Source organism: Mesorhizobium sp. WSM4828, from assembly GCF_055811175.1.
Genome location: NZ_JBVVQK010000039.1, coordinates 23,750 through 42,571 on the forward strand (window position 1 = coordinate 23,750; position 18,822 = coordinate 42,571).

Annotated in this window: 15 protein-coding genes and 1 pseudogene; 6 read left to right on the forward strand and 10 right to left on the reverse strand. The window is 58.3% G+C overall.

All coding sequences use genetic code 11. The annotated features are described in order from the left end of the window. The 7 genes from AC0L2X_RS28835 to AC0L2X_RS28865 all read right to left on the reverse strand — a co-directional run. On the reverse strand, nucleotides 1-2,618 hold a 2,618-nt coding region (locus tag AC0L2X_RS28835; protein ID WP_473600833.1), incomplete at its 3' end, for a toll/interleukin-1 receptor domain-containing protein. Between the two features lie 302 nt (nucleotides 2,619-2,920). Then, nucleotides 2,921-3,349, reverse strand: a complete 429-nt coding sequence (locus tag AC0L2X_RS28840; protein ID WP_473600834.1) for a hypothetical protein — start codon at nucleotides 3,347-3,349, stop codon at nucleotides 2,921-2,923. A 188-nt stretch (nucleotides 3,350-3,537) separates the two neighbouring features. Continuing rightward, the gene (locus AC0L2X_RS28845; RefSeq protein WP_473600835.1) at nucleotides 3,538-4,683 is read right to left on the reverse strand and encodes a patatin-like phospholipase family protein; all 1,146 of its coding nucleotides are present in this window, start codon (nucleotides 4,681-4,683) and stop codon (nucleotides 3,538-3,540) included. A 90-nt stretch (nucleotides 4,684-4,773) separates the two neighbouring features. Continuing rightward, complete coding sequence (locus AC0L2X_RS28850; RefSeq protein WP_473600836.1) at nucleotides 4,774-5,619, reverse strand: N-acetylmuramidase domain-containing protein; 846 nt, start codon at nucleotides 5,617-5,619, stop codon at nucleotides 4,774-4,776. Nucleotides 5,620-5,653: 34 nt separating this feature from the next. Then, nucleotides 5,654-6,523 (reverse strand): DUF4231 domain-containing protein, encoded by an 870-nt coding sequence (locus AC0L2X_RS28855; protein ID WP_473600837.1) that lies wholly within the window; start codon nucleotides 6,521-6,523, stop codon nucleotides 5,654-5,656. Between the two features lie 448 nt (nucleotides 6,524-6,971). Continuing rightward, the gene (locus AC0L2X_RS28860) at nucleotides 6,972-8,306 is read right to left on the reverse strand and encodes a tetratricopeptide repeat-containing protein (protein ID WP_473600838.1); all 1,335 of its coding nucleotides are present in this window, start codon (nucleotides 8,304-8,306) and stop codon (nucleotides 6,972-6,974) included. Nucleotides 8,307-8,343: 37 nt separating this feature from the next. After that, complete coding sequence (locus tag AC0L2X_RS28865) at nucleotides 8,344-8,862, reverse strand: hypothetical protein (RefSeq protein WP_473600839.1); 519 nt, start codon at nucleotides 8,860-8,862, stop codon at nucleotides 8,344-8,346. A gap of 192 nt (nucleotides 8,863-9,054) precedes the next feature. On the opposite strand from AC0L2X_RS28865, the gene AC0L2X_RS28870 reads away from it, so the two are divergent. From AC0L2X_RS28870 to AC0L2X_RS28885, 4 genes are all read left to right on the forward strand, one after another. Continuing rightward, on the forward strand, nucleotides 9,055-9,420 hold the full coding sequence (locus tag AC0L2X_RS28870; protein ID WP_473600840.1) for a DUF4062 domain-containing protein: 366 nt from the start codon (nucleotides 9,055-9,057) through the stop codon (nucleotides 9,418-9,420). After that, the gene (locus tag AC0L2X_RS28875) at nucleotides 9,408-9,671 is read left to right on the forward strand and encodes a hypothetical protein (RefSeq protein WP_473600841.1); all 264 of its coding nucleotides are present in this window, start codon (nucleotides 9,408-9,410) and stop codon (nucleotides 9,669-9,671) included. Before AC0L2X_RS28870 ends, AC0L2X_RS28875 begins: the two co-directional genes overlap by 13 nt. After that, nucleotides 9,652-10,251 (forward strand): hypothetical protein, encoded by a 600-nt coding sequence (locus tag AC0L2X_RS28880; RefSeq protein WP_473600842.1) that lies wholly within the window; start codon nucleotides 9,652-9,654, stop codon nucleotides 10,249-10,251. Before AC0L2X_RS28875 ends, AC0L2X_RS28880 begins: the two co-directional genes overlap by 20 nt. Nucleotides 10,252-10,919: 668 nt before the next feature. Continuing rightward, on the forward strand, nucleotides 10,920-11,861 hold the full coding sequence (locus tag AC0L2X_RS28885; RefSeq protein ID WP_473600843.1) for a toll/interleukin-1 receptor domain-containing protein: 942 nt from the start codon (nucleotides 10,920-10,922) through the stop codon (nucleotides 11,859-11,861). A gap of 73 nt (nucleotides 11,862-11,934) precedes the next feature. On the opposite strand, the gene AC0L2X_RS28890 is transcribed toward AC0L2X_RS28885, so the two are convergent. Further along, complete coding sequence (locus AC0L2X_RS28890; RefSeq protein ID WP_473600844.1) at nucleotides 11,935-14,505, reverse strand: toll/interleukin-1 receptor domain-containing protein; 2,571 nt, start codon at nucleotides 14,503-14,505, stop codon at nucleotides 11,935-11,937. 471 nt (nucleotides 14,506-14,976) lie between these two features. On the opposite strand from AC0L2X_RS28890, the gene AC0L2X_RS28895 reads away from it, so the two are divergent. Continuing rightward, nucleotides 14,977-18,045: a toll/interleukin-1 receptor domain-containing protein gene (locus tag AC0L2X_RS28895; RefSeq protein ID WP_473600845.1), complete on the forward strand. Its 3,069-nt coding sequence runs from the start codon at nucleotides 14,977-14,979 to the stop codon at nucleotides 18,043-18,045. Between the two features lie 10 nt (nucleotides 18,046-18,055). Continuing rightward, nucleotides 18,056-18,157: pseudogene (locus tag AC0L2X_RS28900) on the forward strand (CBS domain-containing protein); the annotation flags it as partial. 86 nt (nucleotides 18,158-18,243) lie between these two features. On the opposite strand, the gene AC0L2X_RS28905 reads toward AC0L2X_RS28900, so the two are convergent. Next, nucleotides 18,244-18,393 carry a hypothetical protein gene (locus AC0L2X_RS28905; protein WP_473600846.1) on the reverse strand — a complete coding sequence of 50 codons (150 nt, stop codon included), beginning with the start codon at nucleotides 18,391-18,393 and terminating at the stop codon, nucleotides 18,244-18,246. A 193-nt stretch (nucleotides 18,394-18,586) separates the two neighbouring features. After that, the coding region (locus AC0L2X_RS28910) for a hypothetical protein (protein ID WP_473600847.1) at nucleotides 18,587-18,822 on the reverse strand (236 nt) is incomplete at its 5' end.

Below are 18,822 nucleotides of genomic sequence, written 5' to 3' on the forward strand. Positions count from 1 at the left end.
TTCTCGCGGATGGCAAGGGACTTCTGATAGTTCTCCAGGGCGCCAGCCAGGTTCCCCTGCGCCTTCTGGACGTCGCCTTTAACTTGAAAAGCTGCTCCCAGCTCAACTTGCCAAGGGTGGTCGAGCGGCTGAGCACTGCTAAACCTGAGAGCTATTTGCACCGCGCGCCCAGCATAATCCAATGCAAAACTTGTATCGCCTTGGGCTAATAACGTTCTAGAAATTTCAACGAATGTGACTTCCTGTGCACGTCGGACCTCCATTTCATCCCCGACGGCTTCTATCAATTTTTCCTGCAACCCCTCTGCGCTGACGAGTATATTTCTTACTACTAATACGGGAACACCATTAACATTCCGAAATTTTCGTGCCAATTCAAGGGTCACCGAGTTTGCTACTGTTGTCGATGCCGACAACAAAAACTGCCCCCGCCTTTGTTCATGCCACGCGATGGCCCCGCCGATGATTGCGACGATAGCAAGAACGCCCGCGACCGCCGCGCCTATTTGCGTACGTCGGCTTGCTTCCTTCACAGCTATGATCTGGCCCTTTGCTGCGTCGGCGGCTTTCCTCTGTTCTTCCGCAATCGTCTTGGCATCGGCAAGTTGCCGCGCCGTTGCCGCCTCCTTTTCCGCGGCCAAGGCGTTGTCACGGGCGTTGCAGGCGGCGAGATAGGCGGCTGTCTCGCCGTTGACGAGGCTTTTCAACTCGCTGCGTTTGGCCTGCTCGCTTGTCCGGTCAAGCAGGGTACCGGAATGCTGCAGCCAGTCGCCGAGTCTGCCTTTGGCATCCCATTCACGTGCCGCGTCTCCTGCGCGACGCAACATGGCAATCGCCTCACCTTCCGCGCGCAGCCATTGGCGCATTGGCCGCCATTGCCTGAGCAGCGCCTCATGCGCAATCTGCAGCCGCGTCTGTCCGCAATCTGGCGCTGAATCTGAAGTGAGCAGGCGCTTGTCGACGAGTGCGTCAACGAGCGGTAGCCCCTCGGGAGGCAGATCGCTACGGAAGGCGGGACGACCCTGCGGCTCCCGCGTTGCGGGATCGACGACCGCCAACTGTGGAATAAGCGTTGCTCGCAAGAGGGCAAGGACGGCGTCGCGGTTCTTGGGGACGTCCGGGTTGCCGGCGAGCGTTGCCAGCGCATCGTTCACTGCCTTTTCGATCGCCCCGCCGATGGCGCCGCTCTGCTGATATTCTGCAAGCGTGATGACGTCATCGCCGCCATGGTCCCAGAACATTCGTTCCATGACGAACGCCAGCAGCGGCATTTTGTCGGGACCTCCGTCCTTGAGCACGTCGCGCAGCAGCGTGTCGATGAAGTCCTCCTTCAGCACCAGTTTCCGCTTCGTGTTTTTGTTCAGCACCTCGGCAGGGCCGATGACCACCTCCTTGAAGCTTGCTTCGGTCATCGGTCCGACCGAGAATGGGGTGTGCGCAACTGCCCCGAACGTCGGGCTCGTCTGCAGCCTCTCATAGGCGTCGGAGCGGATGGTGATGATGCCAAGTGTTGTTGCAAGAGGGGCCTTCGCGGCCTTCGTCTCATCACCTGCGTCCCTGAAATGCAGCAGTTCGACCAGCCTCTTCAGAAAGACAGCGGTCTCCGGCAACGCGTTGCTGGCAAACAGTTCCTCACCCTGATCGATCGGGATCACCAGTGTCGGCAGTCCGATGTCGGGATCGCCGGGCGATGCTGGGGGCTTGGCCTTGCTGCAGATTTCCTGGACAAGGTCGGAAAGCGCTTTGCCGCCGACGTCAATCGCCAAACGGATGGCGGCCCGATCCTTCTTCAGGCCGACCTTTGCCGCGGTCGTGTCGAGGGCTTGGGCAAGCCCGGCTTCACCGTAGACGGCACCGAATGCCGCGCGGATTGGCGGCAGCACGAGGAAACGCCGATCGTCGCGGTCCAGTCGAGGAATTATCCCTGCCCGCAGGAATGAGGACTTGCCGGCGCCCGACGCGCCGAGCACTACCAACAGCCGCGGCGCTGCCGCCTCGCGCAGTCCGCGCAGCCGGTCGAGCGCTTCTACAATCAGCCCATCGCGGCCAAAGAAAATGCCGGCATCGACCGCCTCAAGCGGCTTCAATCCTCGATAGGGCGACCGGTCCGGCTCTTCCTTTGGCGGCCAGGGAAAGAAGCCGGCATCAAGCCCTGCCTTCTCCAGGCCGGACTTCAGCCGCTTCAGGGCACTTTCCGAGAAGGTGACATGTTGTTCCTCGGTCTTGTCTTCCGACAGAGTCGGGATGATCACGCCGTCGCGGCCCTTGGTCAGATCCACCGCCTGCCAGTAGGCCTTCAGCTTCGGCGGCAATGCCTCTATCGTCACCTTGTCATCGATGATAACGCCGAACATCGGCTTGTCGAGCTTGTGGGCGAGCATCATCTCCTTCTCGCACCAGTCGGATTCAAGCCATGCCTTGCTGATCAGGAAAAGCACCGCCTGGCAGCGATTGGCCGCCTCGTGCAGCGCACGCTCCCAGCGCTGGCCGGCGACGATGCCTCGCTCCGGGTCAAGATCGAGGAAATAGTCGTTCCAGCCATTCGAAATCAGCCAGTTGCCGATCGCCCGCGCCTCGGCGTTGTTGCGGCTCGAATGACTGATGAAGATGCGGGACAAATCCGTCGCCCCCAGCGATCCTTCAACCTTGGCACACATTAGCAGATTACGAAATAGTAGATGTTGTGCAAATCTTGCAAGCAGGGAACGGAAGCCATTCCAGCTAAGGCCCTACTTGGTCACGCTGGCAGCTGCAATGCATATTTGCGGGTCTTGTCCTTGAAGATCTGATTCCGTGGGCAACCTGCTGGCATCTACAATGTTGAAAAATTTCATTTCTTACACGTGGAGCGCAAGTGCCCAGTACGAAGCTCTTGTAGAAATGCTAAATTATATCCTCGGTGCGGGACAGGGCGTAATTTCTATTCCTCAATCCGCAGCAGTCGACCTGCTGGCGGCGGAACACGCAGGCGGTCGCGACGAAAGAGAAAAGCTTCACAACCAGCTATGGCGTGCGAAACTAAAACTCCAGAATCCGCAATGCCACCCGCGATACCCTGCTGGATGGCCAGCGCAATATCCACCTCGATTCCCTTCGGTGAGTGGGTAGCGTACCATCCGCATCTGCGCCGCATCGAACAGGGCTTTCGCCCAGTCCGCAGCGAGCAGCACACATCCCTTTCCGCCGACCCGTGGCGAATGCCCACCTCGAAATAAACATTGCGGTTGGGGATGGTCACGTCCGCAAGCACGGGATCGCCGAAATAGAGGCACTCTAGCATTTGCGTGATGATCAGGCTGCCGAGGTCTTGTTCTGTCCGCACGCGATCGTAGCCGAGTTCCTTGATCACCGGGACATAAAGCCCGGTCCCAGAGAGCGTTGAAGTCGACGTGCCTGGTTCCTATCCCGGCTCTGCCTGAGTAGCTTTCTGGCCGTAGGGCATCACCATGAAACAGAGCGGGCGCAGCCACTGCAACCCTCCTGACATGCGCAAATCGTCCGTTCTCCGAGCCTGCTGGTGTATGGATGTTCATAGCCTCAGAAGCCAGCAAAGTGCTCCCTGTTCACCTTGCCGGCTGCCTTCTTTCCGACTTCATGCAACTCAGCCATCCCGTCGATTGCGTCCATTTTCTGCACAGTCTCCGGCCGGACATGCTTTAGCCCCAGGGCGGTCAAGCCTGCGCTCGTCAATTCCGCGTTGTAGCGAACGTACGTGAAGAGCTTACTTCCGTTTTCCAACGGCCCAATATTGCCAATCAGATCACCGATCTCCCGGTCGATGGAGTCCCCTGCGCGGCACTCTCCGAACACGCGGCACAGCAGGTCCTGTTCGGTCGAGGCCGCAAACATAAGTGCCGACGGGATCGTTGTTGCATTGAACAGCAGGTTCATGTCATCCGGGTCCAGGCCAGACCGAACGTCCGGGCTGGTACCCGTTCCGACCGACACTATGAGCATCTGGTCGGCTCCCGCCCGCCAACGCGCCGCCGGCTTGCGCGCCCAATAGCTGCCGACCGTGGCCATCAGGAACATCTGGAAGGCTGGGTTGTTGTACATGGTGACGCCGCCGTCGACGAAGACAAACTGCTTGTTCGTTGCCTTCGTCCCGCCGGAAAGTACGATGACTTCCGGCGGAAAGTAGGTTGGCGCGGCAGTGCTTGCCCGGACCAGTTGCCAGAGTGGAAATTTGCCATTGTCGTCAGGGCGTGCCGGATCATTGTATTTGCCGTATGGATTATTCGAAAGCGGCCATGGCGAATCTGTGGTTGCGTTGCGCATCACCAGCAGCAGCAGGCTTTGAAGTTTGGCAGATCCGAAAGTGGTGTCACTTCCGAACACCTCTTTCAATTTCACTGCCAGTGGCTCGGATTCGAATTTGTATCGTAGCCGTTCCAGAATGCTCGCGCGAACAAACATCTGGGCGCCGCAGCTTTCATAGAAATCGAGAATCTCCCGTACCGACATTCCCATCGAGAGCCCAGCAGCGATGATGCCGCCCGTGCTCGTTCCGGCGATATAATCGAAGTATTGGGCCAAGCGAAAGCTTTCGCCGCCGCCCCTTGGTCTCAGCAGATCTTCGATTCCCTGCAGGATCTCGAGTGCAAGTATGCCACGAATCCCGCCACCGTCGATCGCAAGCAACTTTTTCTTGCCGGGTTGAGAGATGCGCTCGATCAGCGACATGTCTGTTCCTCCCGCCCGCGACGCGAATTCAGTGCAGGCGGGTGATCGATTCGCAAGGTGAGGGCGCGCCCGCAGATTGAGCCGACGGGCCTAGACATCTCCCGGAGTTCCCTGCAGCCGTTCTATGACAGACCAGGTCAGCGGGCCCACAATTCCATCGGCCTGCAAGTCATGGTCTTGCTGGAATTTCGTCACCGCCTGCTTGGTAGCAGGGCCAAAATCGCCATCCACGTTCAATGTATAGCCAAGCTTGCGGAGCTTCTCTTGCAGTTGACTGACGTCGACCCCGGAGACCCCGACACGGAGGACGGTCGGTGCATCTTCGTCATCGGCATCCAAATTGCTGCCGGCCGCTGACTTGTGCCGTGCATAAGCACCCGCCATCTTCGTATCGTAACGCATTTTCTTGAAGCCAGTGCCGTTATACTGGCGGGCGAATCCGGCCCAGTCATTGTTTCGAAGCTCATCGGTCAATTTCGAACGCACGATGAATTTAGACATGAGTTGGACTTGCCCAACGATACCGGCGCAGGCTTCGGCAACAAGTTCTTGGACGGTCGCATATCCCAGCCAAGACCAATGTGCCCCCATAACTTGGCCGAGCCCCCAAGAGCAGGAAGACAGTGCGGCAACCTCGTCGATCTCCTTCGCTCGCCTTAGCAGATTATATCGCGCCTGTTGTGATTTTGGGTTGGGCACGCCTCCGGCATTCGGATGGGCTAAACCTTTCGCCAGAGCCGACTTCTTGAGCGATTGGGGCAACAGCCGGTAAAAATAGTGTCCCTCCCAACGGATCAAAGGCATATCCCTCCCGTCGACAATTTCGGACGCTCTCCCGGCGCTTTCAACCTCGGCGACCGCCAGCAGTGTCGCAGGCTCAACGCCAATGTCTTCAGCCAGCGCAGCGATTTTCTGTCTTGCAGCTTCGTCAAACATTCTGCCCTCCAGTGGTCAGGTCTGATTGATGCTATTATTTTGACTTGTTGTTCGACCACATAGCTTGCCAGCTGTTTGTCTCCGCGGCGAGGATCTCTTCGGCGGTGCCTGCCAGGATCGCTACGGGGGTCGTGTTTTCGGTGGTGGCTTTGAGGCTTTGGAGCTTGCTGGCTGCCGCACGATAGCCGACGATCAAATCATCATAGTGTGATGCTTGAAGGTGAGCTACCACCGCCGCCGCGCAGGTCGTCAGGACCCCGATTATGGCCGCTATATCGAATGCGCCTTTTCCAATCGCGCCTGCGAGAGCCGTCAGAATTGCGGCCACGAATGCCAACGTGAATTCGGCAGCATGAAGAACTCTGGAGAGTTTACTATATTTCTCAGCGTTATTGATATAAAACGCAATTTGTCCCTCTACTCGGTTTTTTAAGTAGTCATCAAAGGACAGACCGGATCGGGGAGATAAGCCTGCGTGCTGCGCTGGCCGTTGGACAAGCGTAAGATCGATCACTTGGTCTTCGATCTTTTGCTGTGCTGCTTTGAGCTTGGCGTCCCTGGTGCCAGGATCCGAGTAGTCACCGGCAGAAGTAGCATAAAGGTATGCCTCTCGCTTCAGCGCCTCAGATGCCGCCCGCGCGCGAATTTGTTGGCGGACGCCTTCACTCGTGAGTACGCGACTGCCGATTATCCCGGTAATAGCGAGTGCTACCGCTCCTATGGATATCAGAATGGTACGAAGGAGACCATCCACAGCCTGCATGCTGGCCAAAGACGCGACTAGCGCGCCGGCGATGGACAAAGAAAAGGAAGCCTTCCTGGCTAGATCTATCCTGGACTTCAATGAGTTTGCCGTGGCGGACCAGATTGCCTGCCGATCGGCTACAAATTGGAGAATCGCCACGCCCATCGCCCCCGCTACGCGCAACAACGATCTTTAAAATAGGAGCCGGTTATTGCGAATATAAATCAAGTGTAGACGACGCGGGCTTTTCAGACAAGACGAACACGTCTCTCTTTTCTGCATGTAAGTGAGAGGAGATAATGGCTACTTTAAATGCACGTAGCTGGCTGTCGCGGCACACGCTATCAACCAAGATCGACGATGGTTCGTCGCGACAAAGAGTGGCGTGCCAGCCGGGAGGACACGTCGCAATTGAGGGGCAGGTGCGCGCTATGCGTGCCGATTGGCCACGCCGAACACAGGCTTGGGCCGAAATGGGGTTGCTGCCGAAACGGGAAAAGCAAATGGGGGAAACTGATGTCCGTTCAACGAAGACCGTCGGTGGACTGCCGCCGCTGGAGCCGGGGCGAGCAGAACGTGCGCTGGTAACGGTTCCCTCGCGCGTCGCTCACGTGGCGCGTAGCGCCTTGAGCGTTTTGATCTGTCCGGCCGTAGTGGCGATCATCCAGTCCGCGACGGCATAGGTCTTGGCCTGCTCAAATGCGTGCTCGCCCTTCTGATCGCCGAGACCGATCAAGGCTTCGGCAATCGTGGCGTGGGCCCAGTACAGCTCTTCCACGGCATTGGCACTGCGTTGCCCGTCGGCGCCGACAAGCCGCTCGGACATGAGTTCGATGGCCTTTTCTGCGGCCGTGATTACTCGCGTGCGCACGCGGTCGGCGAAGACCCGATCGGCAATCTTCTTGTCGCCGCTACTGATGCTTGCGCGAAGATCGAACAGGTAAGCTAGATTGATGCCGGTATAGTAGTCCTGCCGGATAAGGAAACCACGTTCCGCCGTGTAGATGGCGGCTTCAAGATCGAGCAGACGCTGTCCTTCGGAACGTCCCGGCAAGTCGAAGCGGCGCTTGTGAACACTGCTCCACAGGCCGAGCGTTTCGGGGTCAGTGGTCTGTTCAGGATCGAGAGTGCGGAGCAGCGCGATGGCCTCTTCGTAAGCAATGCCTGCTGCTGCCGGATCGGTCTTGAGATAGCTGTCGCCGATCTTGTAGGTGCAGAATGCAAGTTCGCGCACGACGCGCGGCCGCGCGGCCTGCATCTGCTGCCCAGGGCGCAGTGTCTGCTTGTCGTAAATTCCCCTCAGGATTGCCTTTTCCTTTACGAAGTCGCTGGCGGCTCTGGCCGCGGCCACTTCGGCCCACAACGCGGCATGGGTTTCATCTGACGCCTTTGAGGCCTCGGCGACCGCGCCTGGGGGTTCGCCGGGGACCGCCGCTGCTGTCGCGGCAAGCCGCCTCGGAGGCTCCAGTCTCAATAGGGAATAGATCGGGCTATCGGGCTTTTCCGATGTGCAAATCTCGGCCATAAGCGCTGCAAGATCTTTTTGCATCCGGCCGACCTCGGTGTAGCCGATATCCGGTCCGAGGTGGGTGTATTTGCGGATAACGATGTGGTTGACGTCGAACGGACTCTTGAACTGGCTCTCGGCCATGATGATGGTCGAGCGTGGGCGAAGCGCGTGTCGCACGCCAAGCTCGAACATAGCGTTGAGATTGGAGGCTGAGATGTCAGCGATCACCAGGTCGGCGTCGAGCAGCATGTCGTACATCGGGATATCAATGACCCCGGAATGCAACACCTCGTCTGCGCGAATGCAGGTATAGCCGGCCGCCTCCGCCGCGGGCTTGATAATGTTGTGGTAAGTCGCATCAAGATTAAGCTTCCGCCCCGTCTCGAAATCAGTCTTTTCGCCGTATCCCATGATCACAAAGCAACTCGGCATCGTTCTCCACTCCCCTGCACCGTTCCCGAGATTTCGGCTAGCCGTCGAGATTCAACGGCGCGACTGCGTCGGCGATGTCGCCCAACCTTTTGGTCCTTCTCACCAGATCCGCCGTGCCGCCAGGCCCGTCGCCTTCCTTGCCGTCCCATAGGCAGATGAGGTGAACTCTGCCGTGCTGGCTTGCCAGATCCAGAAGCCGCTCATTGCATGCTTCGTAGGCTTTTCCCGAAACGTTCAGGCCGAGAACCTCCCGGTGCTGTTGTGGCGTCGCCGTCCAGACATCCCAGAATCGCCGTTCCCAGTTGCCGGTTGGGACGCCGGATACAGAGGTCTGCACGAACAACTCGGGTTCGAAAGGCAATACGATGTGTGTCTCTATGTGCACGCGCATGCATGCCTCAAGAAAAAGAATGTCGCCGCCGCGCGAACCGCTGCTGAATCCGGCGGCACTGCTTCCCCGGCTGCCGATTTCGACCTTTTTCTGAATCCAAGCCGCTGCTGCCATCTCGCGATCGGCGGGGAACCGCTGCTGGCGACGGTCCGGAAGATCGATCATGTGACCGCTAAAGAGCAACGCAACTGCGGACGCCATTTACTTGAGCCCTCTGGAGAAGCTTTCCGACAAGCCGTATCTCCTAAATAGCAAGAATCCTCGAACCGGGAAAATACGAAGCATCGATATTTTGACGACTATAATCTAGTATCCTAGCCTAGGCTGCCAAGGCCAAATGAGCTTCCGAGCGAGAACATGCGCATCTATATATCGGCGACTTTTTCCGATCTTGTCGAACATCGCGCAGCAGTAGCTCTCGTTCTGAGGCAGATGGGCCATGAAGTCATCAGCATGGAGGAGTATGTCGCTGAGGGGACACGCCCGCTTGATCGATGCTTTGCTGATGCTCGCGACGCCGATGTCTGCGTGAGCATCGTTGCGTGGCGCTACGGCTACGTTCCAGCCAAGACGAGCGCCGGTACTGCCCCTTGGCCATCGGGAGCCAGACCAGGCAGGACGTCGATCACCGAATGCGAGTTTCTTGCGGCAATTCCCAAGAAGCCGTGGTGTTTCTCCTCGACCCGGCTGCCAGTTGTCCGGCGCCGTTCATGGATGCAGTGACGGGTGAGAACGAAAGTGGTGTCCGCATCAAGCGCTTTCGCGACGAGTTGCTAAGCAATTGGCTCGCTGGTATCTTCAAGACTCCCGAAGATCTCGCGCGACAGGTCAGTGCTTCCATCTACCGCCGCGAAATCAGCGACCGTACAGGAATGGTCTCGCTGGCCCTGGAATCCGGGGTTCACCGAAGCCCTGATGTATGGTGGGCCTGTCCAGGAGTCGACGCTGGGGGCGATGAAGCAGTCGCTCGCTGACGCCCCGCAACTGGCCGTATTGAGGATTGACCTGCGCGACAAACCATATTGGTGGTCGACGCGATTGTTCTTCCTCGCCTGCGTTGTGGACGAGATCGGTGCGACTGACCTCCTAATTTTTCTTCAAGCCGGAGACACGTTCGTAGGTGCAGCAACGCCGGCAACAGTTCGCGATCGCCTTGCGAGAAGCAACCAACTGCTTCAGGAATTCGACCACAATTGTCGAAAGAGCCCCATAGACAGAAGCAACATTGACTACGCGCTTGATCAACGGGCTGCGGAATGGAATGCGCTGTTCGTGGTGCATTCGGAAGCCCAAGTCCGCATCCTGGTATCGCCTCGCGAGGTGCGGAGTTGGCTCGGTGGCGATCTGCTGCGGCGCGGGGTGGAACAGGATCGCGCCGGCCCTGCCTCTCCGTTCCTGAAAGGTATTCTTGACTGGCCACACCCTTGCGTACCAATTACATCGAACGGCGCGTTGGTGAGGGTGGTCAACCGGGTTGCCCTCATGGAACAGTTGGCGCGCATGTTCGTCCAGGATCTGGACAGGTCATCGCGCGCGGTGAGCGCGCCGGCCTAAACTCATCGTCAATTCAACAGAACCTGGTCCAGGGCGGCAGGAGAATATCCAGTGGGCCGGTCTCGCCCTTGGCGCCGGATCACCTCCGCCGACGCATCCAACGGTCCGAAGGGTGTCCCCGAAGTTGATTGTAACCGAGCTATGAGCAGCGGCGTCAATGGAGGTGCCTCGCAACAGAGTCGTCTGTTGCGGGTTGGGAATCGCCAGCGACGCGAAATTGACCGCACGCGGGCAAATCCAGTTGCGCCGAACTATCACCAGGACGGCAGCAACTAGTCTTTCGGGTTCGAGGCAACCCGCTGGGGCGCAATGCCTGCAGGGACAGCAGCGGCTGTGAGCTTGAAGGCGGGGACAGGCTGCATGCGCCGAAACGCTCGTCCGGTCAAGGTTATCTCCCTTGCCTCATTTCACTTGAAGGAACATGTCTCCGCATGATTTACTGCCTTGGGTGGTGGATTTATGAGAGTCTTCGTGAGCTACTCACGCTTGGACTTAGACCAGGCAAGGCCATTGGCTGATGCGCTATGGGCAGAGGCTGAGTGTTTTTTCGCGCACACTCGAGCAATTCGGTGTTACGCATCCCTGGTCGCCCGTGTGCCGAAGGACGGACTGCTGCTGCACCGATCCCTGGCAGGTGCGGGAGCATCGCAGCTAGCTGGGCGGACGGCATGATCGCGCCGGGAGTCCGCCAGCAGCGATCAGATGCTAATGAAGTTACCGTCACCGATGTGTTTATCAGCTACGCATCTGAAGATCGAGGCCCAGCCGCGAAGCTGGCAAGCGCTCTCGGCGCGTTGGGATGGTCCGTTTGGTGGGATCGCAACATCGTAGCGGGTCAAACTTATGATCAAGCAATTGAGCGCGAGTTGGAAACCGCAAAGAGTGTCGTTGTTTTGTGGTCAAAACATTCGATCGCGTCAGAATGGGTAAAGAACGAGGCGACCGTGGCGGCGGAGCGGGGTGTATTGGTCCCGGCCAGCATCGAGGGCGTCAAGCTGCCGTTTGAGTTCCGACGCAAGCAAACCGCGGATTTGATGAGCTGGAATGGGGATCCCGCGCATAGCGGCTTTCGATCCTTGTGCGACGGCCTGGCCGCTGCAGTTGGCCGCGCCCCGGCGAACCAGCTGCCCTCGAGCAGGACAAAGCCATCAAGCTCGTATCGGGCCTGGATGTTGGTCGCGACAGCGGTGATTATCGCCTTAATTGGATTCTTTCTTTTTGCGCGGGATGGATGGCGAACTGAACTTCAACAGCGTGTTTCTTCGAGCACCCAATCCGATCCCTCTGCCCAAATCACCGAGCCAGTCGGTTCAGTCGGTGGACTTGCTGAGATCGCGACAGGAAGCTACGTCGGCGATGTCATAGCGGATTCGAAGGGCGGTTCACGCAGCGACGTTGCGTTGACAATCAGCATGCTCGACCAACGCAGAGTCCGTGTTACGTCTGACTATGAGAGAATCGGAACCGTTGATATCGAACTCACGCGGATAGGGAACAAAATAATGAGCGCCGGCGGTGATACGCCATTCATATTGGATTTGGATCAAAATCCACCGTCACTGGTCTTCGACCCCCATGGTGAACTGGCATATCGGGGGAACAGACTGTGAGCAGCACAACGGGCACAACCCGAGCCTGGACAACCCTACGGAACCTTCCCAAAACGAGCGTCGGATCGTCTGTCTAAGGACATTTGAAGTCCGGTATGGATGGGGACTGCGGCGGTTCTGGGCAAATCGGGGGATCCAGAATCCAAGGGTACCTCGTCGCGAGCCATTTAAGAACAGCGTCCGTTCCGGCTTGTGCCCCAGGCGCGGTCGGGTTTCGAGCCCTGATCGCCTCAAGCAAAACCTCGGTCGCTGGCCCGGCAGCGGTTGGATAAGCAATCGCCGCAACTAGTTGCTCAGTGTTACTTTGTTCATGAAGCCGGAGTGATAGTGCAACGAGTGACCGTGCCCACCCGACTGCTTCATCTTTACTGGAAGCCCATGCGAGCGATGAAGAAGCAGTACGAGATGCCTGCTGCGCCTGAGAATCTGTCAACCTCGGCGTGAGCGCCTCGAGCACCTCGGCGAGAGCACTGAGCACGTTGGAATCGATCGTACGGACTACCCTCAGTTGGAATTGATCGAACACCTCCTGTGCCTGCGAGTCGGTCAGCTTGGGAACCAGCGCCCGGAGCGCTTGGGCCAACGCCTGAAGCGCTTCGTGATCGAAGGTCGTGGCGAGCTGCTGCAGGATCGGATGGAGGATTCGCCGAGCCTGTTCCTCAGTCAGTTTCGGCGCTAACGCCTGAAGCGCCTTTGCCAGTGCTTGGACTACGGAGGGATCTGTCGTGTACGCGAGGTGATATAGTACAGGGTCAAGCGCTTGCCCTGCCTGTGCCTGGGTCAGTTTCGGGGCCAATGCTTGCAGCTCGTGCCCGCCCATTCGCAGCGTCTTGGGGCTGGTTCCTTGGCCGCCGAATTGCTCCATGACCGAGCCCAGCGCTTGCCGTGTCTCAAATGCAGCCTGCTTTGTCAAAAGGGCTTGGAGCGCCTGGCCCAATGCTTGGAGCGCGGAAGTATCTGTTGTTTCTCCGATCTGCTGCAGAATCGGGTCGAGCGCCACTTGGGCTTGGGCTTCAGTGAGTTTCGGCGCCAGTGACCGGATCGCCCCAGCCATGCGCTGGAGTTCGAATGGAGTTCTTCTTTGGCGAAAATTCCGCAACAACTGTTCGAATGCCTGCTGCACCTTAGATTCTGACGGATTCACCGGTAGGGCTTGGAGCGCCTGAGCCAACGCTTCAAGCGAGGAGGGATCTATCGTCTCCTCGATTTGTCGCAGCACAGGATCAAGCGCTTGCCTTGCCTGCGGCTCTGTCAGTTCTGGTGCCAATACTTCAAGCGCCTGTGCCAACGCTATGATGCTCCACGGCACTTTAGCCTCAGCAAAACGCCGCAGTAATGGATCAAGCGCCCGTCGTACGTCAGCCTCAGACGACTTCGCGGACAGGGCCAGGAACGTCTGGACGAGCTGTTGGACCGCGATAGCGTCGGTTGTCTTCTCTAACTGGCGAAGCACAGGGTCGAGCGCCTGCGTCGCCTGCGTCTTGGTCAGTTTCGGCGCAAGCGCTTCGATCGCCGGCGCCACCCCCCGAAGTGCAAAGTCATTCGCCTGCCCGAGCTGAGGTAAAAGCCGGCCGAGAGCCTGCGTTGTCTGTTCTTCGCTCAGGCCTTCCGCCAAAGCGTTCAATACCGGCACAGAAAGGTTAGCGAGGCCGATGTTTCGGGAGCTGCTGACACTAAGGTCGAAGAGAATCTGTCCCTCGGCCTCAGACGGCCACATCAAGCCAAGCGCACGGGATATCTGAATGAACCCGGGGGCAGTTCGGAGCATTTCTCCGGGACTGTTTATGAGTGCTGATACAAAACTCCGTTTCACTGCTTTATCGGCAGTTGCCAAGGTCCAAAGCGCCTGGCGCGACCGCGTCGTAAATGGAAGAACGGGCGCGAAGTTAAACTCGTTGTTAATGGCGGCAGCGAGAGCATTGTTCGCGCGACCTAGCTCTTGCTGGACTTTAGATCGTTGATAAAAGGCATAACTTGAAAGCCCAAGGGCAAAAACGAGGCCTAGGATCAGGCTGGCTGTCAGTATGTTTCTTCGACGGGTTGTCGCAGCCCGGCTGTATTCAATGAACGATCGCGTCTCCTCCGTCGGGGTCGGCGCACCTTTGGGGCGCGCAGCGATCCATCGTTCCGCTTCTTCAAGCAGGGGCGAGCGCAGGAACAACCCGTTCGGCCGCTTCGCTGCAGACCACTGGCGCGCTGCGGCGCCAAATTCGGTGTGCAGTCGAATCCACCTGATGTCGATGCGCAGCGCCTCGGCGAGTTTGTCAGCACTTGCTTCGAACTTGGTTTCGTCATCGAAGAAGACATAGTTGAGTTTCGCGAGCGCCTCAGGAACAACCTGCCCATCAACGCGGCGATATACGACCGGCGCCAAGCGCTTGTTTAGTGAACCTGCAAAAGAGACCTCCCTCTGCGCGTACTTCGAAGCGAGCGAATCCGGGCTGAGCACGAAAAGGACCGTGTCCGCTTGCGTGATAAGCGTCTCGATCCGCTTCCACCATTCCTCAAGCGCAGAGATCTGTCGACGGTCGATGAATACCTGGAAACCTCGTGTGATCAGGGCCGCTTCGATACGGTCAGTGAAGTCTATATCTTTGCGGGAATATGAGATGAATACCTTGGCCCTTGCCGGCTGGTCCGCCAATAGCTCTGACACCTTTGCAGGTTCGTACCCCATGGTGCAGCGCCAACAGCCTTGTCCTAGACTTTTATAGAACCGAGGTCGTCACTTTGGCAAGTAAGCGGGGAAACTGTACTGTAAATGCGGTGGGTCGATGGGCTGACTCACACTCTCGACCGACACCGACGATGGATCGTCACGACAAGGGGTGGCGGTCGGTTGCGTCCTGAAACCTTGCTCAATACCCGACCCTGGCTGCGTTCAGTGCTTCGATAATTCGGTCGCCTACGAAGCTTGTGGCCCACGCCGTGCCCACATTCAACAGACCAGTAGGAGTTGTATTATCACGGGCCAGCTTCGCTGGAGTGAGCTAGCACTTCATTTTCTTCCGCACGCGATGTTCTGATATCAGGACTCCCAGTTTTCCTTTGCTCGCTGCAGCAGTTGCCGGATAAGCTCTTCAGTGTCTGAAGAATGCACTCGGCTGGGGAGTTAATGGGAAGGGTTCTAGAGGATCGCAAAACCGAGTCGCTTGAGACCCAAGCGCCTAAGGTTTTCATCTCCTACTCGCGGCGAGACATCGGCTTCGTCGATCAGCTGCAGGCCGCTCTCGACGATCACGGCATCGACACTCTTGTCGACCGGGAGGACATTGAGAAAGGCGAGGCATGGTGGCTGCGCATTGAGCAGCTCATTGCAGAGTCCGACACCGTCATCTTCGTTCTGAGTCGAGACTCGGCGAATAGCTCGATCTGTCAGCAAGAGGTCGACTTCGCTGAAAGTCTAAACAAGCGCATTGTGCCAATCGTGGCTCGCGACCTGGGAGGTCAGTTCGCACCAGCAGCGCTTGCCCGCCTCAATTATATTTTTTTCATAGAGGACGCGGCGTCCGGTGCATCAGGAGACTTCAACGCTGCGATCGATCAAGTCGTCCGTGTCCTCGAGACGGACATCGGCTGGGTACGCGAGCACACACGACTCGGCACCCTCGCGCAACGGTGGGAGGCCTTTCAACGTCCGCACGAGCTGGAGTTGCGCGGCAAGGAACTCGCCGCAGCTGAAACGTGGCTGACCACGCGACCGAAGAGAGCGCCCGATCCCACAGATGCCCATCGCGGCTTTATCACGGAGAGTCGGCGCGCCGCGACCGGGCGGCAGCGCATGATCGTTGGACTGTCCGCTGTGGTCGTTGTTCTTGCCCTCGTCTTGTCCATCATTGCCCTATGGCAGAGGCAGATTGCACTTACGGAACGAAACATTGCGCTGGTCGGCCAATCGCGTGTGCTTGCAGCTCAGTCGGAGGACGCTATTAGCGAGGGGAGGGTTGCCGAGGGAGTGTCACTGGCGATCGATGCGTTGCCGAACTCCACGGTGAGCCCCGATAGACCTTATGTGGCTGCGGCCGAAGCCGCTCTCAACCGCGGCTTGTCGCGCTTGCGTGAGAAATCCATCTTCCATGCTGGGCCAGATGGGATCGATAGTGTCGCGCTCAACCCGACTGGCAACCTCTTGTTGACGAAATCGTTCAGGGGTGAGGTTCGACTTTGGGATACGGCCGGCGTCAGTCACTCGAGACTGATCGCCAAGAAAGCGACCTCGATCTACGACGGTGCTGACGTCGCGGAATTCATAGGATTCGATCTCACGGGGCGTCGCATTCTCGTGACGTCACTCGATCACACTGTCCGCCTGTGGAATATCGAGGGGTGGCAAGAACTGCGTCTCATCGGGCACAGCGGGACTGTGCGGCACGCTGCCTTCAGCCCTGACGGAAGATTTGTAGCGACCGCCTCGGACGATGCCACAGTCCGTATCTGGAGATCCGACAACGGGCAGCCCGTTGCCACTCTGAGGCATAGCCGTGCAGTTAACCACGTCGAATTCGATGCTGCGGGACGTCAACTCGTCAGCTCATCTGACGATAGGACTGCAAAAGTGTGGAGTGTTGACCCGTTCAGCTTACTCGCAACATCTAGCAACGAAGCCCAGGTCGCCTTCTCGCACTTTTCACGCGATGGCGAGACCTTGCTGGTCGTTTCAAAGCCGGAGGCCACAGTTGCGGGCGGCGAGCGGATCGCGAGCGGTCCAATCGAGAACACTGCCAGTCTCCACCGAGCGCAGACAGGAGATAGCCTCGTCACTCTTACGGGCCATTCGGGCTTCATCCAGCAGGCGGAGTTCAGCCAAGACGACAATAGTATCCTTACGGTCTCTGAGGATGGCACCGCCCGGATCTGGTCCTCTCAGCACGGAACACTTCTGGGAACTTATAGCGATTTGCCATCCGAGGCATATACCTTGGCCCATGGTCTGTCGTCGGGCAGATTCATCGACGATGGACAAAATTTCATTACTGCCGGCAACGACGGGAAAGTCCGCTTCTGGACATTGGGCGCCCACGAGCCGGCAGCGGTCTTGACTACACACCGTGGATCGATAAACGCCCTGGCCGTGTCTGCTGATCGTTCACTCTTTGCCACCGCATCCAGCGATGGAACGGCCCGTGTTTGGGCAACGCACAACCGTGAGAATCTCAGCATCGTCCAGGGGGTCGATGTAGAGGCGAGCCTTGCATCGCCGTTCAAGAACGAGCTTAGTCCAGATGGAACGAGAGCAGTGCACCACCATATGTTTGGCGAGGTCGTCCTCGTCAACTCCCAGACATCGGAGATCGTTGCGCACCTTGGTGGCCACACCGCCGTCATTTCCCAGGCCGAGTTCAGTCCGGATGGCGAGTATGTTGTTACGGTCTGCGGGCGAGTCGCGCAGTCGATGGGTTTTGCCACTCGCGGTAAAGACCGGACCGCCAGGGTTTGGAACGCTCAGAATGGTGCGCTCGTGGCCGTGCTCTCCGGTCATATGGCCAATGTGGAACGAGCCAGATTCAGCCCGAATCCAGGCGAGATAGCTACCGCCTCCCATGATGGAACAGCGCGCATCTGGAGCTTGCCAGATGGCACCATGAAGAGGGTCCTGAGCGGCCACGGCGGTCCGATCCTCGATTTGGCGTTCAGTCGGGACGGAGCACGCCTCGCCACCGTTTCTTCCGATGGGACGGGACGGATTTGGCGCGTGTCGGACGGTATTGTCATCGCGACTCTTGTCGGTCACAAGGGAGAAATCGAGCACGTTGAGTTTAGCGACGACGGCGAGTACTTGGTCACGGCATCAAGAGACGGCACCGCTAGGATTTGGGTTGCTGGGTCACTCCATAGAACCCTGAGCGCTGGTGATGATTTGAACTTCGCTGCCTTTGTGGCGGGGGGGAAGAGGGTTGTCACGGCCATGGTCGACCCGGCGAAGTACGTCGGTGACGGAGCCTTCGGCGGCTGGCTGCAGGAGAGAACGGCTCGCAGGTCGGTCGTTGTGTGGGATGTTGCTAGCGGAGAGCAGCTTCAAGAGCTGCGTCATGACGGTCCGGTTCGGAGCGTCGAAATACGTGAAGACGGCAGGCAGATCATAAGCGCGAGCGACAAAATACGGATATGGAGCTTGTTCACCAACACTGACGATGCAGTCACGGCTGCACGGATCTCTTTGCCGAAGGAGGCTTATGCACCCTGAATCCTCGGGTCAGGAAGTCGATGAGGTCCTTCACAATATGGGTCACCTCCAAGTGCGGCGCTTGCCCGTACTGAACCGCGACAAGCGGATGGTAGGCATTGTCTCGCTGGGCTCGCCACAAGTGGTGAAACAGCTGATGCGCTCGAGGCACTGACGCCTGCCACTGGCCATTGCGCGCCGTGCGAACGCCGCGGCTGTTCAGGGCGATTGCCAGGCCGCGCGCAGGCTGGTGATGCCGAACAGCTGAATGGAGGCAATGATCGGCAGCACGGTCTGAGCAAATCTGTCAGCTTCCCGGACGGAGTTCTTCCGGCCTTTCGCCACGGGCGGACAGGCCGTATTCGGCATGGTCGCCGCGCCGGGTCAACCGGGGGAAGGGGATCGCAGTCGGCATCTAGTCTACACGTACTCAATACCGTAGGCTGTCATCGTCAGAGAGGCCGAAGGCGTCTCAAAACGTCGCTTTGGCGTACGCATCCGGTGAAGACCGCAGACGTGCGTATCCGGCGGCCATGAGGACCTTAGCACTGCGGTGCTGGCGTCAAGTTTTTGATGGGGAGATGCGATGATATTCTTCGAGGAGGAGTTTGACCTCCTCGATGCCTTCATCGGTGAAGGCCAAGATCCCGTCGTCAGCGTTGGTGCCGTACACCCAGATGACGCCGTCCTCCGGCTCGAGACCGAGGGTCAGTTCGTGGATGAGCGCTTCGCTGACGCCGAGGTCCCTGGCGACACGTTCGACGGTGTAGACGTGATGCACCTTATTGCGCTGCATGA